8 protein-coding genes are annotated in these 23,023 nt (G+C 42.3%); 2 read left to right on the forward strand and 6 right to left on the reverse strand.

Annotated features, from left to right (window positions below; all coding sequences use genetic code 11):
* Positions 1–84: 84 nt before the first annotated feature.
* From FNW02_RS07555 to FNW02_RS38475, 5 genes are all read right to left on the reverse strand, one after another.
* A complete protein-coding gene (locus FNW02_RS07555; RefSeq protein ID WP_191756940.1) occupies positions 85–1,665 on the reverse strand; it encodes an HlyD family type I secretion periplasmic adaptor subunit in 1,581 nt (526 codons plus the stop codon).
* Positions 1,666–1,818: 153 nt separating this feature from the next.
* Positions 1,819–4,821 (reverse strand): peptidase domain-containing ABC transporter, encoded by a 3,003-nt coding sequence (locus tag FNW02_RS07560; RefSeq protein WP_191756941.1) that lies wholly within the window; start codon positions 4,819–4,821, stop codon positions 1,819–1,821.
* A gap of 69 nt (positions 4,822–4,890) precedes the next feature.
* Complete coding sequence (locus FNW02_RS07565; RefSeq protein ID WP_191756942.1) at positions 4,891–5,073, reverse strand: hypothetical protein; 183 nt, start codon at positions 5,071–5,073, stop codon at positions 4,891–4,893.
* 952 nt (positions 5,074–6,025) lie between these two features.
* Complete coding sequence (locus FNW02_RS38470) at positions 6,026–8,302, reverse strand: FG-GAP-like repeat-containing protein (protein ID WP_225225501.1); 2,277 nt, start codon at positions 8,300–8,302, stop codon at positions 6,026–6,028.
* A gap of 274 nt (positions 8,303–8,576) precedes the next feature.
* The gene (locus FNW02_RS38475; protein WP_225225502.1) at positions 8,577–10,757 is read right to left on the reverse strand and encodes a DUF4114 domain-containing protein; all 2,181 of its coding nucleotides are present in this window, start codon (positions 10,755–10,757) and stop codon (positions 8,577–8,579) included.
* Positions 10,758–11,487: 730 nt separating this feature from the next.
* Between FNW02_RS38475 and FNW02_RS07590 the strand changes: the two genes are divergently transcribed.
* Positions 11,488–11,943 carry a hypothetical protein gene (locus FNW02_RS07590; protein ID WP_191756944.1) on the forward strand — a complete coding sequence of 152 codons (456 nt, stop codon included), beginning with the start codon at positions 11,488–11,490 and terminating at the stop codon, positions 11,941–11,943.
* Between the two features lie 57 nt (positions 11,944–12,000).
* Positions 12,001–14,412 carry a GUN4 domain-containing protein gene (locus FNW02_RS38480; RefSeq protein WP_225225503.1) on the forward strand — a complete coding sequence of 804 codons (2,412 nt, stop codon included), beginning with the start codon at positions 12,001–12,003 and terminating at the stop codon, positions 14,410–14,412.
* Between the two features lie 91 nt (positions 14,413–14,503).
* Here the strand turns inward: FNW02_RS38480 and FNW02_RS07600 are convergent, their stop codons facing one another.
* Positions 14,504–23,011 carry a phytase gene (locus FNW02_RS07600; RefSeq protein ID WP_191757098.1) on the reverse strand — a complete coding sequence of 2,836 codons (8,508 nt, stop codon included), beginning with the start codon at positions 23,009–23,011 and terminating at the stop codon, positions 14,504–14,506.
* Between the last annotated feature and the right edge of the window lie 12 nt (positions 23,012–23,023).

A 23,023-nucleotide genomic window follows, 5' to 3' on the forward strand; every position in this document is an offset into this window, starting at 1 on the left:
GAAATTGGGAATTGGCAATAATTTATTAATATAAACTACAACTTTACTGATTACCTCTTCCCTAATATCTTCTAATCGCCAGGATTAACGTACCTCTTTAAGAGTTTCAACTTGTTTTGTAAACAATTCGGTGAACAGACTCATTACTGTTCGTTCTTCGCGCACTTTAATATTGGCACTAATCGACATCCCTGACTGTAAGGAGATATTTTTATCCCTAATTTGCAAGGATTGTTTATCCAATTGAATCTTTGCTGGAAATCGATAAAATTGATGTGTTTCGTCTGGCGGTAATGCATCTGACCCTATCCCAAGTACTTCTCCTTTGATGTCGCCAAACTCGCTGTAAGGAAAAGAGTCAATTCTCACATCCACCTTCATGCCTTTCCGCACGAAACCAATATCTTTATTAGTGATGAAAACCTCAGCTATGTAGTTATCATTTGGCACAATTTGGAGAAGTTTTTGCGTGGTATTTGCTACAAAGCCAGGGTTTTTTGCTTGCAAATCAAAAACTGTTCCAGCCACAGGAGCGCGAAGTTCCTGATATTTAACATTTAACTGTGTTTGAGAAATTTTGCTATTGACATCTGCCAAACGCTGTTCGTTTTCTAGCACAACTTTCATGAATTGGCTATCGATTTCAGCAATGCTTTTTTTATTGTCACCTATTTTATCCAAAATAACTTTATCAGAAACAGCTACGGTATTGTTTAAGTCTTGCCGCCCCTTTTCAATATCAAACTTGAGGCGTTGCCCTTCCTGAAATAATTGTGCTACTTCTGCTGCCAGATTTTGTACTTGTTGCTGCTGGTTAAGATACTGAAGTTGAGAAACACCACCTTCTTCTGACAAGATTTTAAGTTTATTTAAAATCCGCTGTTGAATGGCTAAACTTGCTTTAGTGTCTTCTAGCTTTACTTGATTTTGAGCTAATTGCTTTTTGGTTTTTTCTACTTCTAATTGCGCTGCTGCTGACCGAGAGTCTAATTCTCTTTTAGCAACTTGTATACGTTCTTGTTCATCAGCTCCTAGTCCTGCGCCTGTACCAAAATTTTCTAATTGAGTTCGCAATAATTGATTTTCTGCAACTAATGATGCCCGACTTTTTAACAGAAAAGCCGCTTCTGGTGACAGTTTACCGCGCAAAAATTGTAGTTCTGATGCAACACCGGAACTTGCTCTCATTAATCGGCGATAAATCTGATTTTCTTGACTTAATCCAGTGCGAATTTTGTTTAAGGAATTTAATTCAGCCACAGTGGCGATGGAGTCGAAAGTCAGCAGCAAATCTCCTGGCTTTACTTCTTGTCCATCTTTTACATAAAGCTCTTTTACAACTCCATTCACAGGAGCTTGAACTTCTTTAATCGTGCCTTCCGGCTTTAATTGACCTGTCGCTGGTATTACTTGCTCGATTTTGGCAAAACAAGCCCAACCGATTCCAAAGCAGGCTAATCCTACTAAAGTCACCATAATTGTACGTGACCAAACTGGAGATTGCCGTAAGACAACGGATTGCTCAAAGTTGGGATTATTGGAGTTAGTTAAGAGCTCTTTAGCAGCCTTACCTTGATTTTTAAGTACCTGTGAATCTTGTGCTCCGTTTTCATGCTTGCCGTTTTTATGATTACCGTTGAGTTTATTACCGTTTATGAGAGCCATAATGATTTTAGATGTTGGATGATTGGATTAAAAATTAGTACTTGTTGAATTGCTCATTCGTAATTATGTTACTTGTCAATGTTCAGCAGTTTTTCACAACTGATGACTGACTAATGTGGGCACGGCGAGAATCTGCTGATGCCGTGCCACTAATTACAAATTTACTTCTTGTTGCTGATACAGGTAATAATAATGACCTTTAGAAGCCATTAGTTCTTGATGGCTTCCTTGTTCTATCACCCTACCACCATCCATTACGACAATGATATCTGCATTACTCACGGTGTTTAAACGGTGGGTAATAAAAAATACTGTATCTCCTTGAAATGCTTTGGCTAAATTGAGACAAACTTGCCGCTCTGTGGGATAATCTAAAGCGCTGGTTGCTTCATCTAAAACTAATAATTTTGGTCGTTGTAAAACTGAACGAGCGATCGCAATTCTTTGTCGTTGTCCACCTGAAAGTGCCGCACCGCGTTCACCCACTCGCGTATTATAACCGTTGGGCAAGTTCATGATGAATTCGTGGGCAGCTGCAATCCGAGCCGCTTCAACAATTTCCTCGGTTGTCGCATCGGGATTTGTCAAGGCAATATTTTCTTGAACTGTGCCATCAAATAACAACGAGTCTTGGGGAACTACACCAACCTGTCGCCGTAGTGAATAAAGTTCTACCTTAGAAATATCGTAACCGTCAATCAAAATTCTGCCCGACTCTGTTTCGTAAAGCCTGAGCAGTAACTTCATCATCGTACTTTTACCAGATCCGCTTTGTCCGACGATGCCGACAAATTTTCCGGGAGCAAATTCTACATTGACATTGACCAGTTGTAGAGGGCCACTTGGTGCAAATCGAAAGGAAACATTTTCATATTTCACTGCTCCAACGATCGCAGGTAAAGGAATATTTTGACGGTCTGTTTCTGCTTCTTGGGGCGTATCGACAATATCACTCAAACGCTCTAAAGACAAGGCAGTTTCTTGGAAGCTCTGCCAAAGTTGAGCTAAGCGTAATATGGGACTGGTAACATAACCCGATATAATTCTAAAGGCAATTAATTCGCCTAAAGTTAACTCTCCTTGCAGTACTAAATAAGCTCCCACCCACAAAACCATCAAGCTGCTGAGTTTGTTGAGAAAGTTACTGGTAGAATTGGCCAGGGTTGAAGTGACAACGGTTTTAAAGCCTGCTGCTACAAAACGCGCGTAACGCTCTTGCCAGGAAAAGCGCGATCGCAATTCAATATTTTGCGCTTTTACCGTCTGAATCCCCGACATTACTTCAACTAAATAAGATTGAGTTTCGGAGTTGCGTTCGGCTTTGGCACGTAACTGTCTGCTAATAGTCGGCGAGGCCATTAAAGTGATTAGAATAAACACTGGAATTGTGCCCAATCCTACTAAGGTGAGTTGCCAACTATAAATCAGCATCACACCGATATAAACTACCGAAAATACAGCATCCAATCCTACTGTTAAAGCAGTACCCGTGAGAAACTGGCGAATATTTTCTAATTCGTTGATGCGAGTAGCCAACTCACCCACCGGTCGGCGTTCAAAATAGCGCAGTGGTAGACGTAATAAGTGGTCAATGATTTGCGACCCCAAACCCATATCTATCCGGTTAGTGGTATCGACAAATAAGTAAGTCCGCAAGGTAGTTAGTACTGCTTCAAATAGTCCTACTACTAATAGCAGAATTCCCAAAATATGTAGAGTGCTAATACTATTTTGAGCAATTACCTTGTCGATAATTAACTGGACAACTAGGGGATTTGCTAGCGCTGCTAACTGTACGAAAAAGGAAGCAATAAATACTTCTATCAGGACTCGGCGGTGACGTGACAAATAAGGCAAAAACCACCGCAAACCAAAACGCTCTTGGGGTGTGTCTTTGGTGGGAGCGAGCAACAATACCCTGACTTGCGGCGGTAAATTAGTTTCATCAACATCTAATTGGTCAATGAATTGAGAGGGTTTGCAACGCACGATTCCTTTGGATGGAACACCCACAACGATAGTGCTCGCATCTGCTGCGTATAAAACTGCAAAACTATCACCATAGCGAATCAGCGCCGGTGTGGGAATGCGCGTTACTGAGGCGATGGGTAAATCTATCAACTGCGCTTTGAGTCCGATTAACTCTGCTAGATAAGCAGTCACTTGAAAAGATATACTACCCTGGCGCTTGATTTGCTCAGTTAAGATCCGGCGAACTACTTCCCGACGAAATGGTATTTCCAAGTGCTTCGTGAGCATTTGGAAACAGGCAAAGGTTGTATTTAATTCTCCCTTACCACGCACAAACGGGTATTTTTTGTGTTTTTGTCTATCTTGTGGTGCGTAAGGGTCTGACTGGGGAGCTTCTTCGGTTGAGGCGTAGGGAATTTCTAGCTCATCTGCACTATTTGGTTGGCTATGTACCTCAAGCTGTATCTGATGAGTATCTAGCAATAACAAATCTAACGGTCGTATACCAATCAAACGTGCGGGACTTTTCCCAATCACATCAATCACGTCTGTTGCATCATTTGATTCTAAACGAGAGCCAGCAGGGAAATTTGTGACTGTACCATTACCACTAACAAACCAGATATTGTCGCTATCCAATTGATGGAATGGAGTTTTTCCTGGCGGGAGGTAATGTACTTTTGCTCCTGCTAAAGCTTGCTCGGTTAGTTCTCTGAGATTTAAAGCAGCATTAGCTTGCTGTGCTAACTGCAAGCTCAGAATATCAAAAACTTCTACCAAATAACTTTGGTTTTTGCGAATATTGGCAAAATCTGGGTATGAAGAGAGGAGATTGAAATATTCAGCAGCACTCAAGCTTAAACATACTAGTTCGGTAGAAGCGATCGCTGTCTCGCAAGCTACCTGACGTAACAAACCAATTTCGCCCAGAATTGCTCCTGGTTGCAGTAATTTTAAAGTAACTGGCATTTGCGTCTGGGGATCGTAACCCAACAGCCGCACTTGTCCTTCGTAGATAATTGTTACTTGTTCTGGGAGTTTGTCTTTACCGATGATTTTTTGACCAATGCGATAGCGCCAAGCTTGTAGTTGTTGTGATAAATTGGCGATCGCCTCCCCTGGTAGTTGGTCAAAACCCTCCAAAGCAGTGAGAAATTCAGGCAAGGCATTCTTGGTATAAGTCATATCAAACAAGTCACAAATTAAAAGTGTGGAGTCAGGTATCTAAAGTTACAAGTTAGGAATACTAAATCCTTACTTTAACTCTGCGATCGCAGAGCGTGAACGTTGGTCAATCACCTGAGCAATAACCATCTCTTTTACCCACGGCAATATTTGCTGTTTTACCAGCAGTTGTAAAGCTTTTGTGGTAGCCAGCGCGTGCAGACGCGTATAAGCCCAAAGAGAGGCTTTATCTAATTGCAGACCTGCATTCATATCACTTGTTGACAGTATGTTCACCGTTATGAATTGTCTTAAAAAAATTAGCGCAATTTAAGATTGAGGGTAGGTTATCAATTAGTTAATGTTACATAATTTTATACAAATTGCTTTTCTGTATTTAACTTGCTTATTAGAGGCATATTTAGTCAAAAAGTACAGTATGAAGGCGCGTTTGTAAAAATTGGCGTTGAAACTGGCTAAAATTTTGATATTCTAGGTAAAGTTATCATAATTATATACCTAAGTAAATCCCTACGGAAATATCGTCACATGAACTAAATTTAATCTTAGGAATTATTTGTGACAAAGGCTTTAAGAAGGTATGAGGGTACAACTGACTCGGAAACAGAGCGATGTCTTACGAGCAGCTTACGTCTACGCATCCCTTATCAAGTAACACTCATGGGCAATATTAAACGAATTATCAATCAAATTTAAGTTCGCCTAATTAAGTAGAAATCAACGGTAAAAGTAGAGCCAATGATTTTTATGCCACATTGGATAAGTCAACTATTAAATTTATGTGAGGAAGTCAATAACTGCCTTCAGTAAATTCACTAGTATTAATATCGAGTCTGTCCAAATATTGTTATACCAATTTAAAAAAAGAATGTGACAGACAGATTATGTAGAGACGTTGCAATGCAACGTCTCTACCGAAGAATTTGTTGCAATCATTAATTAATTGAATTGGTATTAGAAACAAAACAACCACAACTTGCTAAGCTGTGGTTGTTCAGTTTTGATATCAAGTAGCTAAGCAATATAGCAAAGTGCTAAAGCGCGGATAGCTATGGTTTAGTCCGTATAAATCCAGATACTACCCTACGGGAAGCCGCTACTCTTCGAGAACGCTCCGCGAACGCGTCTACAAGGCTTTGAGCAATCAACATTGTCCTAACCTATACCTCGACTGCAATATTTGAGCAATCAACATTGTCCTAACCTATACCTCGACTGCAATACTTAAATTCAAGCGGACAATGACATCGTTATAATCATTATCACCGCCACTTGGTAAATCCTCAAAGCCAAAGGTGTTATTCCCTAACAAGCGAATGTGAGCTGCCTTATCAGTGTTGGCTCCCAAGAATGTAAAGTAAATCGCCGGATCATTACTGAGATTGCTATCAACAATTGCATCGGGTTTCCCATTAACAATAATAAAAGGTGCAAAGATAGAACCAGGCTCAAAACTGCCAGTAAAATTTGCTGTACCTTGGTTATTGACTGTTAGGTCAATGCCCACAACACGCCCACGCACAGCGGCTTGAGCATAACCAGTTTGTCCGACGAAAATATCTGCTACGCCATCATCGTTAGTGTCAATCCCACCACTTTCATCAGCCACCTCATAGAAGCCAACAAAGTTATTGAAAACTGCTTCTCTGTTGACTACACAATCAGCTTTTACTTTGGTTTTAACCTCGCGCAAATCGATGAGTTCGCCTTGATACTTTCCTTGCAGACCTGTACCCAAAGATATTTCTTGAGCTGTCGCCTGAATATTCACAACCAAATTCTGGAAGTTAATAGAGAATCCATCTTCTTCTGTGTTAGCGTTCGTAGCTGAGGAAAACTGGACATTGGAGAAAGAGGTTTTTCCAGACAGTACAGCCTGAGTTGTACTATTAGATACCATAAAGAATCTGAGTTTGGTATCAGAGTTGAATTCTAAGATATTTTTCAGGTCTGCGGGATTAAAACCATTTGGCAGATTGGCAATAGAGGAGAAAATTACCTTTGAACGCTGGAGAGCTACTAGCGTATAACCCTCTGCACCAGGGGCTATGCCGTTAATCGTACCTTGTTCATCGTCAACGGCAAATACACATAGTTCATTAATCTCTTTAGAGATGCTGCTTTTAATTTTGATTGAGAGCTTTGCTTTACCACCTTTAATTTTACTTTTGACGCTAAAGACATTGTTAGTAATATTGGTCAGTTGGAAAATGGTTGTCACCTGGGTGCTTGTAAAAAACCCAAACTCGTTAATATTAACAGCTAACTCTTTCTCAAAGGAGAGTCCACCAAGGTCAGTAGTACGGACGCGAATGTTGTAAGTGGATTTACTCAAGGAAGATTTAATCTTGAGGCTATTCCCCTCAATGATGAATGCATCATTATCAGTATCGCCACTGCCTGCCACCAAGCTATAAGTGTGCTCATCGTCTTGGTCGGGGTCAATGGTGGTGAAGTTACCGATGATTTTTTCATCATCATCTTCATCATCGTCTCCATCACCACTACCATCATTATCGTCATCATCGTCGTCATCATCGTCATCATCGTCGCTGATAGCACTCAATACCAAGTCTGTGGGTTTTTTGTTGAGGCCGTAGTCATTGAGCAGCACCGAAACATCATCAGAATCATAGTTAGCTACCACCAAGTCCAGTTTGCCGTCACCGTCAAAATCTTCCACGGCAACCGACCCAGGACTTGTCCCGACGGTGAAGTTGGTGGCAGTGTTAAAGCCACCCATACCATCGTTCAGCAGCACTGAGACATTGTTGGAATCATAGTTAGCTACAACCAAGTCCGGTTTGCCATCATTGTCAAAATCTCCCACAGCAACCGAACTAGGACTTGTCCCGACTGTGAAGTTGGTGGCAGCGTTAAAGCTACCCATACCATCGTTCAGTAGGACTGAGACATTGTTGGAATCATAGTTTGCTACAACCAAGTCCGGTTTGCCATCATTGTCAAAATCTCCCACAGCAACCGAACTAGGACTTGTCCCGGCTGTGAAGTTGGTGGCAGCGTTAAAGCCACCCATACCATCGTTCAGTAGGACTGAGACATCAGTAGCCCCATAGTTAGCTACAACTAAGTCCAGTTGGTTATCACTGTTAAAGTCTCCGACTGCAACGGAAATGGGATCTGTCCCAACTGAGAAACTAGTAGGAGTGCCAAAGCCACCCATACCATCGTTCAGTAGAAGGGAAACAGTGCTGGAATCATAGTTTGTGACTACAAAATCTAGCTGGCTATCACCGTTAAAGTCTGCTATCACAACAAAATAGCTAGATGACCCAGCTGCAAAGTTAGTGGCAGTGCCAAAGCTGCCATTACCATCGTTCAGCAGCACCGAGACATTATTGGAACCATAATTAGCTACCACTAAGTCTTTTTTGCCGTCACCGTTAATATCTTTTACTGCAATGGTACTAGGATTTGTCCCAGCTAAAAAGTTAGTAGCATTTGCAAATGATGCGCTCATGTTGTTTTGATTAATAGGGTGTTAGCTTCCTCACACCTGGTTGTGCTGCGATCGCTTACGGCACGCAACGCGATCGCAAGATAATTAGCAAAGTGTCCGTAAGGCGAGGAATGACCCGTATAGCTTATTGTGTCAGTCTGGTAACTTGCCTCAGTAAATAAACGGTTAAAAAAACTCCACCCGCAAAGTGATGGAGTTTCTCGCCTAATACTTCTCGGTTAAAAGGGGAAGCGGAAAAATCTCGCTCGAAGATAAGCAAAATAAGCAAGATATCTTAGGCAATACTCAAATTTACGCGCACAATCACATCGTTGTAATCTCTGTCACCGCCATTTAGTAAATCCTCAAAACCGAAGGTGTTATTGCCTAACAGGCGAATGTGATCGGTTTTGTCAGTATTAGCACCTAAGAAGGGAAAGTAAACTGCGGGATCGTTATTGGGATTACTATCGAGAAGTGCATCGGGGCTACCATCAACAATAATAAATGGTGCAAACAAAGAATCAGGCTCGAAAGTGCTGGTGTAAGCTGCCGTACCTTGATTGTTTACCGTCAGGTCAATATCCGCAACACGTCCACGCACCGCTGCTTCAGTGTAACCCGCCTGTCCCACGAGAATATCTGCTGTGCGATCGCCATTAATATCAATACCACCATTCTCATCAGTCACTCGATAGAAGCCAACAAAATTATCGAAAACAGCTTCTCTATTGACAACAAACTCAGCTTTTACCTGTTGTGTCACATTACGTAAATCAATCAACTCTCCTTGTTGCTGTCCTTGCAAACCTATACCCAAAGGTAATTCTTGGTCGGTTGCTTGAATTTCTACTACTAAATCCTGAAAGTTGAGAGAGAACACTTCATTTTTTGAGGGTTCGACTTCAAGATTCGCCGCTGAGGATAAAATTACATCTGAGGAGGAAGTTTGTCCAGCCAGCACCCCATCAATACTGCTGTTGCGTACCAAGAAAAATCTTATATTCTTACCATAGTTGAATTCTTGGAGAGTCGCCAAGTCAGTATTAAATCCGTTGGGGATATTGGCAATTGAAGAGAAAACTACCTTAGCTCGTTTAAGGGCCGCTTCGGTATACCCAGTTGCACCAGGAGCAATATCGCCAATCTTACCTTCTGCATCATCAACGGTAAATGCTCCTAGTTCATAGACCATACTAGAACTGCGGTTTACCAACTTAAAAGAGAGATTTGTTTGTGTAGCGACATTAATAGTAAAGTTATTTGGCGAAGTGCTGTAATCTTTGCCATCACTGACTTTAAACTGAAAGCTGGCGAAATTGTTACCTGTGGCAGTAATATCAGTCTTAAGCTTCAGCTGGCTCAATTTATCCAGTGGAATGATTTGCCCCAATGAGATAGCTTCACCAGCATCTACAGTACTGTTGTCATTGCTATCTAAGAAAAATCCTAACTCAGGCAATGTGATAACTTGTACTGCTTGCAAGCTGTCGCCGCTGTCAGGGTCGCTAAATGCAAAGTCGTTAGGCTGGAAGATATATAGGCTGTCGGAATTGATCGTGATAGCTTTGTCAGCAGAAGTCGGAACTGTATTGTTCTCTATGATTTGCAAACCACTGTTTTCATCAGCAATGTAGACATATTTACCCACTACAGCTACACCTAAAGCAGCGCCAGGAGTATCGAAGGTATTTTTGAGGAAGGGTGCAGCCGGGTCTGTAATGTCAATAATTTGTAAACCACTGGTGGTGTCAGCAACATAAGCATAGTTACCTGCTACAGCGACACTATAGGCATTGCCAGTAGTATCTAATGTACCTTTAAGAGAGGGTGCGCTAGGGTTTGTAATGTCAATGATTTGCAAACCACTGCCATAGTCAGCAACGTAGGCGTAGTTACCCGCTACAGCCACACCGTAGGCATTACCAGGAGTATCGAATCTAGCTGTGAGAGAAGGTGCAGCGGGGTTTGTGATATCGATGATTTCTAAACCATTACCAGCGACATAGGCATAGTCACCCGTTACAGTTACGCCCAAAGCAGGGCCAGTATTTAATGTACCCTTGAGGAAGGGTGCGCTGGGGTTTGTGATGTCAATGATTTGCAAACCACTGGTGATATCAACAACGTAGGCGTAGTTCCCCCCTACAGCTACATTTAAGGCAAAGATAGTATCGAATGTACCTTTAAGTGAGGGTGCGGCAGGGTTTGTGATGTCGATAATTTGCAAACCACTGGTGGTGTCAGCGATGTAAGCGTAGTTACCTACTACAGCTACGTCATAGGCAAGACCAGTAGTATCCAATGAACCTTTGAGGAAGGGTGTGCTAGGGTCTGTGATGTCAATAATTTGCAAGCCATAATTGGCGTCAGCAACATAGGCGTAGTCACTCACTACAGCTACGCTATAAGCAACACCAAGAGTATCTAATGTACCTTTGAGAAAGGAGCTAAGCACTGATGGGTACGCGGTCATCGACATAGTTTTTATGAATACTAAAATTTCTACATTGTTAAAAAAATTAAGTCTGAGGTTAGATTTTTCAGGTATTAAAGTTTAATTTTTATACTATAGCGATCGCTGTCCCACCACAAGCCACTTTACGTTTACGCTACCTGCTTTTAAGCTGTTAGCAACAGCATAAAATAATCACTAATTACGAAAACTACGAATTGGTATAAAACTATTACTCACTAACTTTTCGCTAGATCAGCGTCGAGTATTTTAGTGTAATCGTACTTGTTAGGATTGTTCTTAAATATTGTTAAAATGCTGCCAATAACCGGGTCAATGAGCGCTAATCTGCTTACTTTACTTTTGTTAACTTCTAATAATTTACTTGTACTTAATTTTTCTGCTTGAGCTTGTGTTTCTTTGAGTTTGGTTTAGTCAGTTACATTCAAGACAACAAAGTTGACTTTGCTGGATTATTCCTGTTTCAATTGTGACAGAGTAAGAACAACATTCCAGTACTGGTTTACCTTGAAGTTCTTGAGCTAGAAGTTCTCCTACAGAGTTGGTAGCAGCACAGGGATTTTTGGCAACGTTGGATTTAAATGCAAAATGTTCATTTAGCAATGAGGAGGTTAATATCAACAGGCAAAATTAAGTGTTCAACAAGCCTAGAGCCAAACTGAGTAAAATGGCTAGGACGAGGTTACTACGAATAATGCAAATGAGTCTTTATCTATCTAGCAGGTGATTTATGGAACCTATAACTACAGCCGCGATCGCTTCAACGTTAATCTTCAAGACTTTAGGGAAGAGTAGTGAAAGATTAGGTGAAGTTCTGGCAGACAAAATTGGTCAATTGATAAATATAGTTCGTGATAAATTTAGAGCTAAGGGAGTAGAAGGAATCTTGACACAAGCACAGGAAGATCCTACAGAAGCTAACAAGCAGATGTTTCAGACTATATTGGAAATGCAAACTTCACAAGATGATGTATTTGCCAAGAAGTTAAAGGCTTTAGTAGATGAGATGAAATCTAATAGTCAAGTAAATCAGATATTTTTGAAAGAAATTGATGTTGCAGGTAGTGCTGAAGTAGGCGATATAAATCAGATTTCTACATCAGATAGCTCAGTCAATCAAGAAGCGGCCACTGATTTGAAGATTGGTGGCAATCTCAAAATTGGCAATGTAAAACAACAGGGCTAGATTAGCCAGATTTCTCAATTTTAGTTTTATCTATTTTGAACTTTTGAGGAAATTACTATGAGCGATAAGGAAAAATTCCCTGATTTTGGACAGTCTGCCGTTAACGGTCTTCAAGCCGGAGAAAATATCACAATAGGAGACATCCATCAAAGCGTTATCAATTCATCGAGTGAGCGTTATAACCATGTAGGAGTAATAATTAGTGAATATAAGAATAAAATGGCAAAACTGGAAAGAACCTACAAAGAGCGCAGTCGTTCTAACCAGACAACAATGTATAAGGAATTGCAAAATTATCACAAAAGTACAATAAGACAACAAATAGAAGCTTGTCAAGAAAGAATAGGTAATCTCCGCGAAGAAATTAAAGATTTAGAAAAACACTGTAGTGACAAGAATCAATCAAAAGAGAAAGACGTAACACTTCTAGGACTTACTATTTTAAGTGCGCCTCAAAGGCTGAAAATTTGCATCAATCTCAAGATAAGTGAAGAAGAAAAAAAGGAAGAATTGAAAGGGGATATCAATGAGTTAAAATACTTGATTTCTTCAGTAGAAGGGTTCTTAAGGTTGAATTCTCTTGAGCTAGATATCGACCAAGTTATTGACTCTGAAGCCCTAGAAAATCTGAGTTCTTACACTAGAGAAGGCATAGAACGTATCAAAGATGATTATGAAACTAAGCAAGAGGAATTAAAAGAATTTTACGAACAAGAGTCGGAGAAGTATGGCAAGGAAAAAAATATTAGAATTTATAAGCATGATTTGAGATGCTTGCTTGATAAAGATGGATACCCTCTGAAATCGGAGAGTCTCAGGCTGCTGACCTCGCGTTCACAAGAACTTCAGCTTGATCAAGAAGATATTGAAAGTATTGATAATGTATTAATTATTCCTTTGTGTCGAGAACATCTAGAGAAATATAAACAGGTGTATGAAAATAAGTTAGAGCAGGAAAAATTTCCTCTAAGCTCTGATAGTATCACTGAACTAAAAGGATTAGAAAAAAAGCTAGGATTAAGTGATTTTAATTTTTTACATCGAGAAGTTGAGGCAATCGAGAAAAAGTTAAGTGAGCCTTTATATCGAACTAATTTTGAGCAATATAAACAGCAATACAGACATAAGCTTGAGCAAGATAAACTTAAGTTAAGTTCTGAAAGCATGGTTGAACTGAGCAAGATACAAAGAGATTTAGGACTTAAACTTTTTTGTTTTGAAGATCTCAATGTGAAGAAAATTGAGAAGGAATTGCTCAAAGTTGTTTATCAAGCAAATTTGCAGAAGTATAAGCAAGAGTACAAGCGAAAACTTTACCAAAATGGAATTACGTTAAGTCCTGACAATATCACTGAACTAAAGAAATTCAGAAACGATTTAGGTCTTGATTCTCTAAACTTGAAAAGTTTGGGGCTTCAAGATGCTGATGTAATCAATATTGAAAAATTGGCAAAAGATTTATTTTACCAAGAGAGCCTGCAATGTTATGCACAAGAACTTAGAAGGGAAATTGAAAGTAAAGGGTATGCTACGGCTACGGACTACAGCAACAACCTAAAGAAAGCTCAGCAGTCTCTAGGTATTAGAGGTGAAGATATAAGAGTTGTTGAAGGATTAGTTAAAAATAATTGGACAATCGAACATCTTATTATTAATTGCGAATCTGGTATAAACTACTGGAAACTAATGGAGTTGTTGGCAAAGCATGAATGGCAGAAAGCTGATATTCTAACAAGAGATATCATACTTAAGTTAGCTAATAGAAAAGATAAAGGAAACCTTGATAAGGAAGCTATTGAGAAGTTCCCGGCTAAAGACATATATACTCTTGATAGACTCTGGGTGGAATATAGCAAAGGGCATTTCGGCTTTAGTGTGCAGAAAAAGATTTTCGATAGCGTAAATCGAAAAGAGCAGCAATTTGCTGAAAAAGTAAAATGGAAAGGAAACGTTCCTTTAGTTAGTAGGCTTGCCTGGAAATCCTACAATGAAATGGTTTTTAGTCTAAATGCTCCAAAAGGGCATTTACCTATTTGGGCAGCTAAAGATAAGAAGATCTTTACAGACGATTTTCTTCATCTTAAAGTCTGGGACTTTAAAGATGATAATTTAAACTCAGAGCAGTTCACTAATATAATCTCTCACCAGGCTCATTACTCAGAGGAAGCGTTTTGGGAAAAGCTTAGAAAATTCGCTGCTAGAGCAGGCAAAGAGGTAACAGAAAAGGTTCTTACGCTTTTTTATGCTGCTCAACAACCTAATGTCCCATTGGCAGTCAAAGCAGCAATGTTAGGCGCTATAGGCTACTTCATCCTTCCCTTAGATCTTGTGTCTGATTTTATCCCTGTTGTCGGTTGGACAGATGACCTAGCTGCTTTGGGAGCCGCTCTAGCTTCAGCCGCCGCACACATTACACCAGAAGTGACAGCACAGGTGAAGAAAAAAATGGGCGAGATATTTGGTAAATAGAGTGCAATAAAGTCACCGAGTGTTCAGAACCCCGACTTCTTAAAGAAGTCGGGGTTCTAGCAGCCATTAGATGCTAGATGATATTACCTGGCTAAGCGATATTAAAATTCACACGCACAGTCATATCGTCATAATCTTTGTCACCGCCATTTGGTAAATCCTCAAAGCCAAAGGTGTTATTACCTAACAGGCGAATGTGATCTACTTTGTCGGAATTAGCGCCCAAGAAGGGGAAGTAAACCGCCGGGTTGTTACTGGGATTACTATCAAGAATTGCATCTGGTCTACCGTTGGCGATGATGAACGGTGCAAAGATAGAACCAGGCTCAAAAGTACCAGTGTATGTTGCCGTATCTTGGTTGTTTGCTGTCAGGTCAATGCCAGTAACACGTCCACGCACCGCTGCTTCAGTATAACCAGTTTGCCCAACGAGAATATCTGCTTTGCGATCGCCGTTAATATCAATACCACCATTTTCATCAGTTACCTGATAGAAGCTGATGTAATTGTCATAACCAGCGTTTCTGTTGACTACAAACTCAGCGCTTACTGGTTGTGTCGCATCGCGTAAATCCAAAAGTTTGCTTTGTGCTAAGTTAAGCGGCTTTTCTAACTCCAGAGTGATAATTTCGTTGTTATCAATCGCAGGTGGTCGTCCCTGTGAGAAGGGATAATTGTTGTCGTTGGCAACTAAAAGCGTTTTGGCATCTAGTACCAATACATCTTCGATAGTTACAAAGGGGAAAGTAAATTTGGTATTGCCGTCTTTATTCAAGTCGTTGGGGTCTTGAATATTCATCAAATCCACGACTTCCTCTTTAGCTACAAAACCATCGGCATCTTTTTTAGACAAGTCAACTTTGAATATCTTCTTGAACTTAGCAGTCTCACCTTGACCACCATCTCGCTCAATTACGAGATATTCATTTGAGTTAACAGCGGTAAAATCACCAATGGCGTAACTTGGGTCATCTAATTGGTAGAAGCCTAGTTGACCCTGGAACTTCTCAGATGCTACATCAAATTTGTAGATTCGCAGGGAACCAGCGGGGTCGCCAGTAACAGTACCTTCTAGTAAAGGATACAGAGTTTTCTTGTCGGGACTGATTGCTAGCCCCTCAAATCCTTTGGAACCACCAAGGTTGGAGACAGCAGGTTCACCCGCGAGTTGGTCGCGCACCAGGTCGCCTGTACCGGGGAAGTCAGTGAAGTAGCCATCAACTCCTAAGTCGATGAACTGTTCATATTCCTTTTTCGGGTCGCCGTTGTAATCTGATGCTAAGAAAACCCCTTCGTTGCGGAAGGTGTAAGGATGTACTAACAAGTTGGCATCATGAGCATCTTTCACCAAGCTAGTGGGAGTACCCAAAACTCTATCAGGCTCACTGATTGTGCCATCACCATTCAAGTCATCTGGTTGACCATCGCCGTTGAGGTCAACTGTTTGCGCGGGAACAATCAGGCGCTTGTTGGGGCCAATGCCAGCAGCATAAGTAGCGATCGCAGCTAGTTCTGTCGGTTTGGTAAGATCGCCGTAGGTGCGAGAGTCACCACTAACAGTAAAATCATAAGGCTTGCCTGTGGCTCCACCAAATAACTGAACTAGTGGCAAATCAATTTCTGCTTTGGGCATTATGTCCTGTTTCAGTTCCTTGAGATTGCCCACCTCAAAGGACTGGATGAATACCCGATCAGGATCAGTAAACTCTTTAGCAACTAACGTGTCAACTAGCTTCTGACCCAAGTTGATGCCGATATTTTCAAAGTAGGTGGGGTGCTTGGTTTCTGGATAAATACCAATTTTGCGACCTGTTTCTGTTTCTACCTGCTTCACCAAATCGATGATTTCTTCGAGAGTGGGAACTTTCAGCTTGTCATTATTAAATTTGGTTCCCCGGAGTTCAGGTAGGCGTTCAATAGCATTCAGGGTTTTCAGTTCTTCCAGAGTTAAGTCTTCTGTAAACCAACCTGTGATAGTGCGCTCATCAATCACTTTAGTAGTTTTACGGTCGGCGAACTCTGGACGTAGGTAAATATCGGTGCTGGTGTCGGTGGTGTTCAGTGTCCCATCGTCATTGATAATTGCTAGGGCGTTTTCGTGACGCGCTACCAAATAACCATCCTTGGTGGCTACTAAATCTGGTTCAATGAAATCAGCCCCATCAGCGATCGCTAGTTTATACGCTTCCAAAGTATGTTCTGGACGTAAACCACTAGCACCGCGATGACCGATAACTAAAGGCGCATTCCCATCTAAGGTCTGGAACTGTGTCTTCTCTAATACATCAGGATTTTGTGGCGAACGCACAAACTCTCCGGTTAATTGGTCGCGCACCAGGTCGCCTGTACCGGGGAAGTCAGTGAAGTAACCATCAACACCTAAATTGATGTACTGTTTAAATTCTTCTTGTGGATTGCCGTTGTAGTCTGATGCTAAGTAACGTTCTTCATCGCGGAAGGTGTAAGGATGTACTAACAAACCTGCATCATGAGCATCTTTGACCAAAGAAGTGGGTTCAGTTAGGGTTTTGTCAGCATCGTTAACTACGCCATCGCCATTCAAATCATCCGCTTCACCATCACCATCGGCATCAACACCCGCAACCGAGACAATCATTCGTTTCCAGGGGCCAATACCATCAGCGTAAGTGGCAACTTCCTCTAAGCCTTCGGCTGTCCGCAAATCTGCGTATGTGCGAGAGTCTTTATCAACAACAAAATCGTAAGGCTTGGTTTCAATCAGCGAACCATCGAGATTAACATCAACTGCATCCAATAACTGAACCAGGGGTATGTCGGTTTTCTCATTCAGTTCTTTGAGGTTACTAGTTTCAAAAGACTGGATAAACACTCTACTGGGGTCAGTGAACTCGGTTTTCTCTAAGGTTGCTAACAGGGGTTCTTCCAGAGATAGACCGAGTTCATCGTGATAAGTTGGGTGCTTGGTTTCTGGATAAATGCCAATTTTACGACCTGTATCGGCTTCGGTCTGTTTAACTAACTCGATGATTTCCTCAAAAGTTGGAATTTCATACAAACCGTTAAACGCTTGAGGACGGAAGTCTTGCGGCATAATTGCCCGCAGTGTCTTGATTTCTGCCAAGGTAAAGTCGGAGGCAAAGAAGCCTTCTTCTTCTACACCATCAACTATTTTAGTCGTTTTGCGATCGCTAAACTCTGGACGCTCAGCCACATCGGTGGTGTTGATCATATTCGGCTCGTGACGAGCAATCAACACACCATCTTTAGTGGAAACCAAATCGGGTTCGATGAAGTCAGCACCGCGTTCAATCGCCAATTTGTAAGCGCCTAAAGTATGCTCTGGGAGTTCACCACTTGCACCCCGGTGTCCAATCACAATTGGCGGTTTGCCATCCAGTGTATTGAGATTAGTGGTATTGGGTGTGGCAGCAGGAGTATCTAGCAGCTTGCCATTGGCATCGAAGTGCAGCACGTAAGGGCCAAATTCATCACCAATCCAGAATGTGCCATCAGCGGCTAGTGCCAATGATTCTACATCGAAGTCTGCACCAGTTAACAGGCGTTCCTCGGTATTTTCATTAACAATGTCGAAAGGTACTTTCTTGTCAGGGTCAGATAGCTGGATAAAATCTAACACCTTGACACTTCCATCACCTTGTGCTTCTGCACCTCGGAAACTGGGGTCAAGGCGATAAATCCGCAACAGATAATCAGCGCTGTTGCTCTTGCTACCAAAACCGTTGTCAGAAAGGAACCAGAAAGAATTGTCGTCGGCAACCTGTACACCACTAAACCCTTGCACAGGCTGTTTAGCAAATGGGACATTCCGTCCGTTAGTACCTGTGATATCGCTACCAGATGGAGGCCCTTCAGCGAAGGTATCGGCGGGGAGAGAAGCAAAACCTTTGAGTGTAACCTTTTGGGCAACAGGTAAGTCGTTCGGTAGCTCAATGATACCGAGTTTTTCAGGATTGGCGGGAGATACAATGTCAACGGTAAGCGAGCCATCAGGATTTGTCGTTGTCCCTGTAACGCTAAAATCGTTGTCGTTAATAATTGCCAGAGTATTGGGCGCTACCAATGCTAACCCTTCCAGTTTATCGACTCCTGTGTAACCAAGTTCAGCAGCGTTAACGATCAGGCTCTTGCTGACAGGGATAATATCAGCAGCCGCTAACTCGTCAGTAGTTAGCTGTTCGATGGTTTTACCTGTAGGCAACGTAGCCAATTTAGGAAAACTATTGATGTTAGTTGCTCCTGCTAGGTCGATTTGGAAGATTAATTTGTTGGAAGTGGCATCACTCTTGTCATCTCGCTCAATTACAGCAAATCTGCCGTTACCTAAAGAAACTGCATCGCCAATTTTGTCAGTACCTTGTAGTCCTTCTAAGACATAAATAAACTCACCTGTAACTTTTTTGGTGACAGTATCAAACTCCAGAATTCGCAGGTTTTGAGAATTTTTGGAAGTCGTATCATCTTCGTCATCGGGATTATCAATGGGACTTTGGATAAAGGCATAAAGTTTAGTGCCTTCTAGGGCTACAGCTTCAAAACCTCGATTTGCCCGTCGTTGAGCATAAACGGCGGGAAGTGCAGGTGTACCATAGGATGTACCACCATTTTGAGTTGCATCAGTGGCATCACCTGCGGGGATGAAGCGGTCAATCAGCTTACCGTTGCTATTAAAGTGATAAATCGCCGGACGGTATTCATCCACCATCCAATAGTCGCCATTTTCTGTAACTACAATTCCTTCCATGTCTGCACCGAAGGGATCGTTAGCTAAAACATTATTGTTCAGGTCAACGCCAATTTCATCCGTGTAGGCAGTATTCTGTTCCCCTGTTTGTAAATTTGGCAATCCAGTTAACGGAGTTGTGCCATCTTCGCGAGATAACTTTGTGCGTTTGGTAATGTTAATCTCACCAGTGGAACGGTTGAGTTCAAAGCTGACTATTTCTGGCTGGTAATCTGGTAATGGAAATGGTCTGCCACTATCAGTATTATCTCCATTGGGGCCGCGATCTGGATGAGTGACAAACTTGAGGTTGCCGTTGGCTGCAATTCCTTGGAAGTAAAGACCAGAGAATCCTCCCAAGAAAACATCCTGACCATTGCTAGCAGTACCTAACTTGGGTAGATTTTCAAAGTCATAGATAGTCAGCTTGGGTTGAGCAACAGGATTGCGAGGATCGTAACTGGTGGTGTCAATCTTTAACGGATTGGGGAATGCGTTGGCAATATTTTCCCAAGGTACTAGCTTAAAGTTAGAGTTGATATTTGCCAATTCATCTTCATCTTGGACTAACTTGGCAGGGTCATTATCACCATCTTGAGTAACAAATAAACCCTGTGGGAAATTGGGCCCCAGTGGTACGTTAACTACATCCGCACCGTCCGATTCTTGCACGCTGTCAATTGCCCCATTGCTACCAACGGCAAAGTTACCTATATATTCGTTATTACCTTCGCGGGTATAAGCCACAAAGGTGTTGTCTCCTTGACTGGATGCTAGTAGATAGCCAGTACCGTTTGCACCATAGTAGATACTCAGTCCTTCGACATCGTTGACGAGGTTAGTACCGCCCAAATCTTTGACGCGATCAATTAGTTTACCAGTAGTGCCACCGTCTGGTTCTGCTTGGAACTTCCAAATTCCCACATCTTCTTGTCCAATGTAGAGGAAGCCAGTTTCTTGGTCTACTACCATGCCCTCAGTTTGGGGTTCGCGTTCCTCAGTTGTGGGTATGGTGAATTCCCGCACTCTTTCAATGCCAATCTTGCTATTACCTTTGTCAATCAGTTTGAACTGAGCCACATCTCCGGTTTCTCGTCGGTTGATAAAGGCATAGTAATCATTAGAGATGGGGCTACGGTACAGAGCAACTCCGTAAGCACTGCGTTCTGATGAGTCGTAAGGTGGCTCAAAGGGTGGTGCTTGGAAAAGAGTACCAATACTACTATCGGTAATATCTTCCAGGTACTTACCGTCAGCGTTGGCAGTTGGGTTAATCTTGAAGATTACTAGTTTATCGTTTTCGCGATCGCTAGCTACGGCAATATCTACAGATTCATCGCCTAATTTAAAACCGTATTGCAGGTCAATATTGTTGTAGCGTATATCACCTGGATTGACTTCTTGCAACAACTCACCAGACAAGTTATAAACCCTTAACCCGGCATTTTTCACCGCTGTCAATACCAAGCTGTCGGCTGAGTCAGTGGCATTCACATAAATAGCAGGGTCATCAGCATCAGCTCGCCCAGATGTGGGCAGTGTCTCATCATCAAATAAATCAGGACGAGTCTCTACTGTAGGAATTGCGGTATTCACGATATCTGCACTCAAAGTAAGAATTTGGGTAAATTGGGTTTGGCTGAAGTTGTTGTCACTCACCAGCACAATGGACTGACTACCATCCGCTAGTTTGGGGCCGAAGGCTAGACCTTCGATGTTATCTGTGCCATTGGGTAGATTGAGGTCATTTAAATTCAAAACTAGGCGCTTTTGGGCAGGAGCGATCGCTGCTAGTTCTTCAGCACTAAGATCGTTCAGAGAGTCGTAGAAGCTAATGTCAGTTGCGCCTTGAAGAGAAATTTCGTAGATTTTGATCGTGTTGCCTACACCCGCAGAAAAAGAGCGTTCCAAAGCCAGTAAGCTGCCACGATTATCTATTGCTAATAAATCTACCAAACCATTGTCACCGAAGCCGGTGCTAGGGTTGGGCGGTTCGGCGATCGCATCGGTGATGTAGAGGTATTCTTTTTCTGCCTGTCCGCTCACCAAATTGTATTGCAGAATCCGGGAAGGACTGCCGCTAGTCAGTGAAGCCCTTAAGCCATCCTGGGAAAGAGCATTTTCAGTAGCAGTGAATAGAGTTTTCTGGTCGGGTGTAATGGTGAGACTTTCAAACGCCAAGTTATTGTAAATGCCTGAGATTTGTGTATCACCTGTATCAACTTTACCGTTGCCGTTAGTGTCTTCCACCACTGGTAAAAATTTCTTGGGTACGGCAAGCGATCGCACTTCCTGCCCTGTGGCTATGGAAAATTCTTTGATGAAGGGATCGCTCACTCGACCAGCACTAAGGTTGGCTTCACCCTCGGAAGAAATGAAAACAGTACCGTTGTTGGTTAAAGCGATACCTTCAGGGTCGAGACTAAACTCGGCAAACAAGTTACCATTGCTATTTTTCAGGGTAGTAACATCAGTAAAAGTTACCTCTGAATCGGCAGTGAAAGTATAAAAACGAGCGGGGGCAAACTGGGAGCGATCGTCTGAAATGGCGTAGTAGCGATTATTAAGAGCATCGTAGGCGACACCAGACAATCCACCCACCGGAGTCTGAACTCCATTCACAGTTCCCGCCGCACCGCTAGGAATAAAGCCAGTGGCGAAGTTAGTTTCTGCCACAAATTCTACACTGGGAATGGTTTTACCTGCTGGTGTTGCTCCAGTTTGCACATCTGCGTACACTAGGCGATGGTCGGAACTGGGAAAGGGAAAAGTGCCTACCAAAGAAAACTTTGGGTCAGTATTGAGAGGCCAAAATACTCCTGAGTTATTAATTTGTTGGTCAGTGGAGGGTAGCACGTAATCTACTCGTAGGTTTCCCGGAGCCGTATCGCCGAAGTCTGCGGTATCAAAACTCGGATTGCCCTTTTGACTGGCGTTTGCACCACCTTGTAAATCTGCCTGTTGAGCAGCACCGGGACTGCTGGGAATGACATTAGTATTGATGCCAGGATTCTGCAACAACTGCCGAATGGCGTTGTCAAAACTATCACCATCTACGGGGTCTGCATTCTGGTCGCCCATAATCACAAAGCTTGACCCAGCAGCAATACCACCCTTTTTACCGCCATCATCATAGATGTAATCGCCTTTACCTGGGGTTATGTAGTCTGCCCAAAAGCGGATTTCGTCGTGATTGCGCTTACCGTTACGGTCTTCAGTACCATCGAAGGTGGGGGGTGTAGGATGGCTGGCGAGGATGTGGACTGTCTCGCCATTCACCTGGATAGGAACATCCCAGTGACTCTTAGAGGAGAGGCGCAATACTTCTAGTTCGTCCGCAGAATACCAGTCGTTTGACTCTGGTGTTGTAGGAGCATCGGGAAGCAGAGCATTAGGCATATCCTTCCAAAGAAAATTTTGGAAAGTCCGCACATTCTCGGTGTCGATGGGATATTTCGACAGAAGTAACATCCCGTATTGACCAGGAAAATTCCCAAAGCCGATCGCATCATCGCCGTATCCTGGTTCGCCTGGGGTTGTAACAGCTGTACCGTTGTTGTTCAAATCAAACCCAGAGGTAATACCCGTATTACTAGGAGCAATGTAGATGTAGGGGTAGTCAACGGGAGTTGCACCGTTTTGGCTAATGGCAAGGTAATTTTGCTGGAAAAGTTCAACAGTTTGATTAGGATTTTCGGAATCGTAGTCGAACTCATTAATTAGTAGGACATCTGGGTTGCTGCGCTGGATGATTTCGGCAACAGCTTTTGCTTGAGCATTATTTGGGGTAGATAAATCAGTTGTCAACTGACCTTCGGCGTTGCGGTTTAGGGAAGCATTGAACTGAGAAAAGCGAATTGAGTTTGTAGTTACCATAAAATCAGCAAA

Origin of the sequence: Komarekiella delphini-convector SJRDD-AB1 (assembly GCF_014831675.1) — a bacterium.
GTDB lineage: Bacteria > Cyanobacteriota > Cyanobacteriia > Cyanobacteriales > Nostocaceae > Komarekiella.

Bases quoted from the DNA above. Each gene is read 5' to 3' on its own strand.
- FNW02_RS07600 (WP_191757098.1), bottom strand. From the start codon at position 23,011: ATGGTAACTACAAACTCAATTCGCTTTTCTCAGTTCAATGCTTCCCTA.
- FNW02_RS07555 (WP_191756940.1), bottom strand. From the start codon at position 1,665: ATGGCTCTCATAAACGGTAATAAACTCAACGGTAATCATAAAAACGGC.
- FNW02_RS07590 (WP_191756944.1), top strand. From the start codon at position 11,488: ATGGAACCTATAACTACAGCCGCGATCGCTTCAACGTTAATCTTCAAG.
- FNW02_RS38470 (WP_225225501.1), bottom strand. From the start codon at position 8,302: ATGAGCGCATCATTTGCAAATGCTACTAACTTTTTAGCTGGGACAAAT.
- FNW02_RS07560 (WP_191756941.1), bottom strand. From the start codon at position 4,821: ATGACTTATACCAAGAATGCCTTGCCTGAATTTCTCACTGCTTTGGAG.
- FNW02_RS38475 (WP_225225502.1), bottom strand. From the start codon at position 10,757: ATGACCGCGTACCCATCAGTGCTTAGCTCCTTTCTCAAAGGTACATTA.
- FNW02_RS38480 (WP_225225503.1), top strand. From the start codon at position 12,001: ATGAGCGATAAGGAAAAATTCCCTGATTTTGGACAGTCTGCCGTTAAC.
- FNW02_RS07565 (WP_191756942.1), bottom strand. From the start codon at position 5,073: ATGAATGCAGGTCTGCAATTAGATAAAGCCTCTCTTTGGGCTTATACG.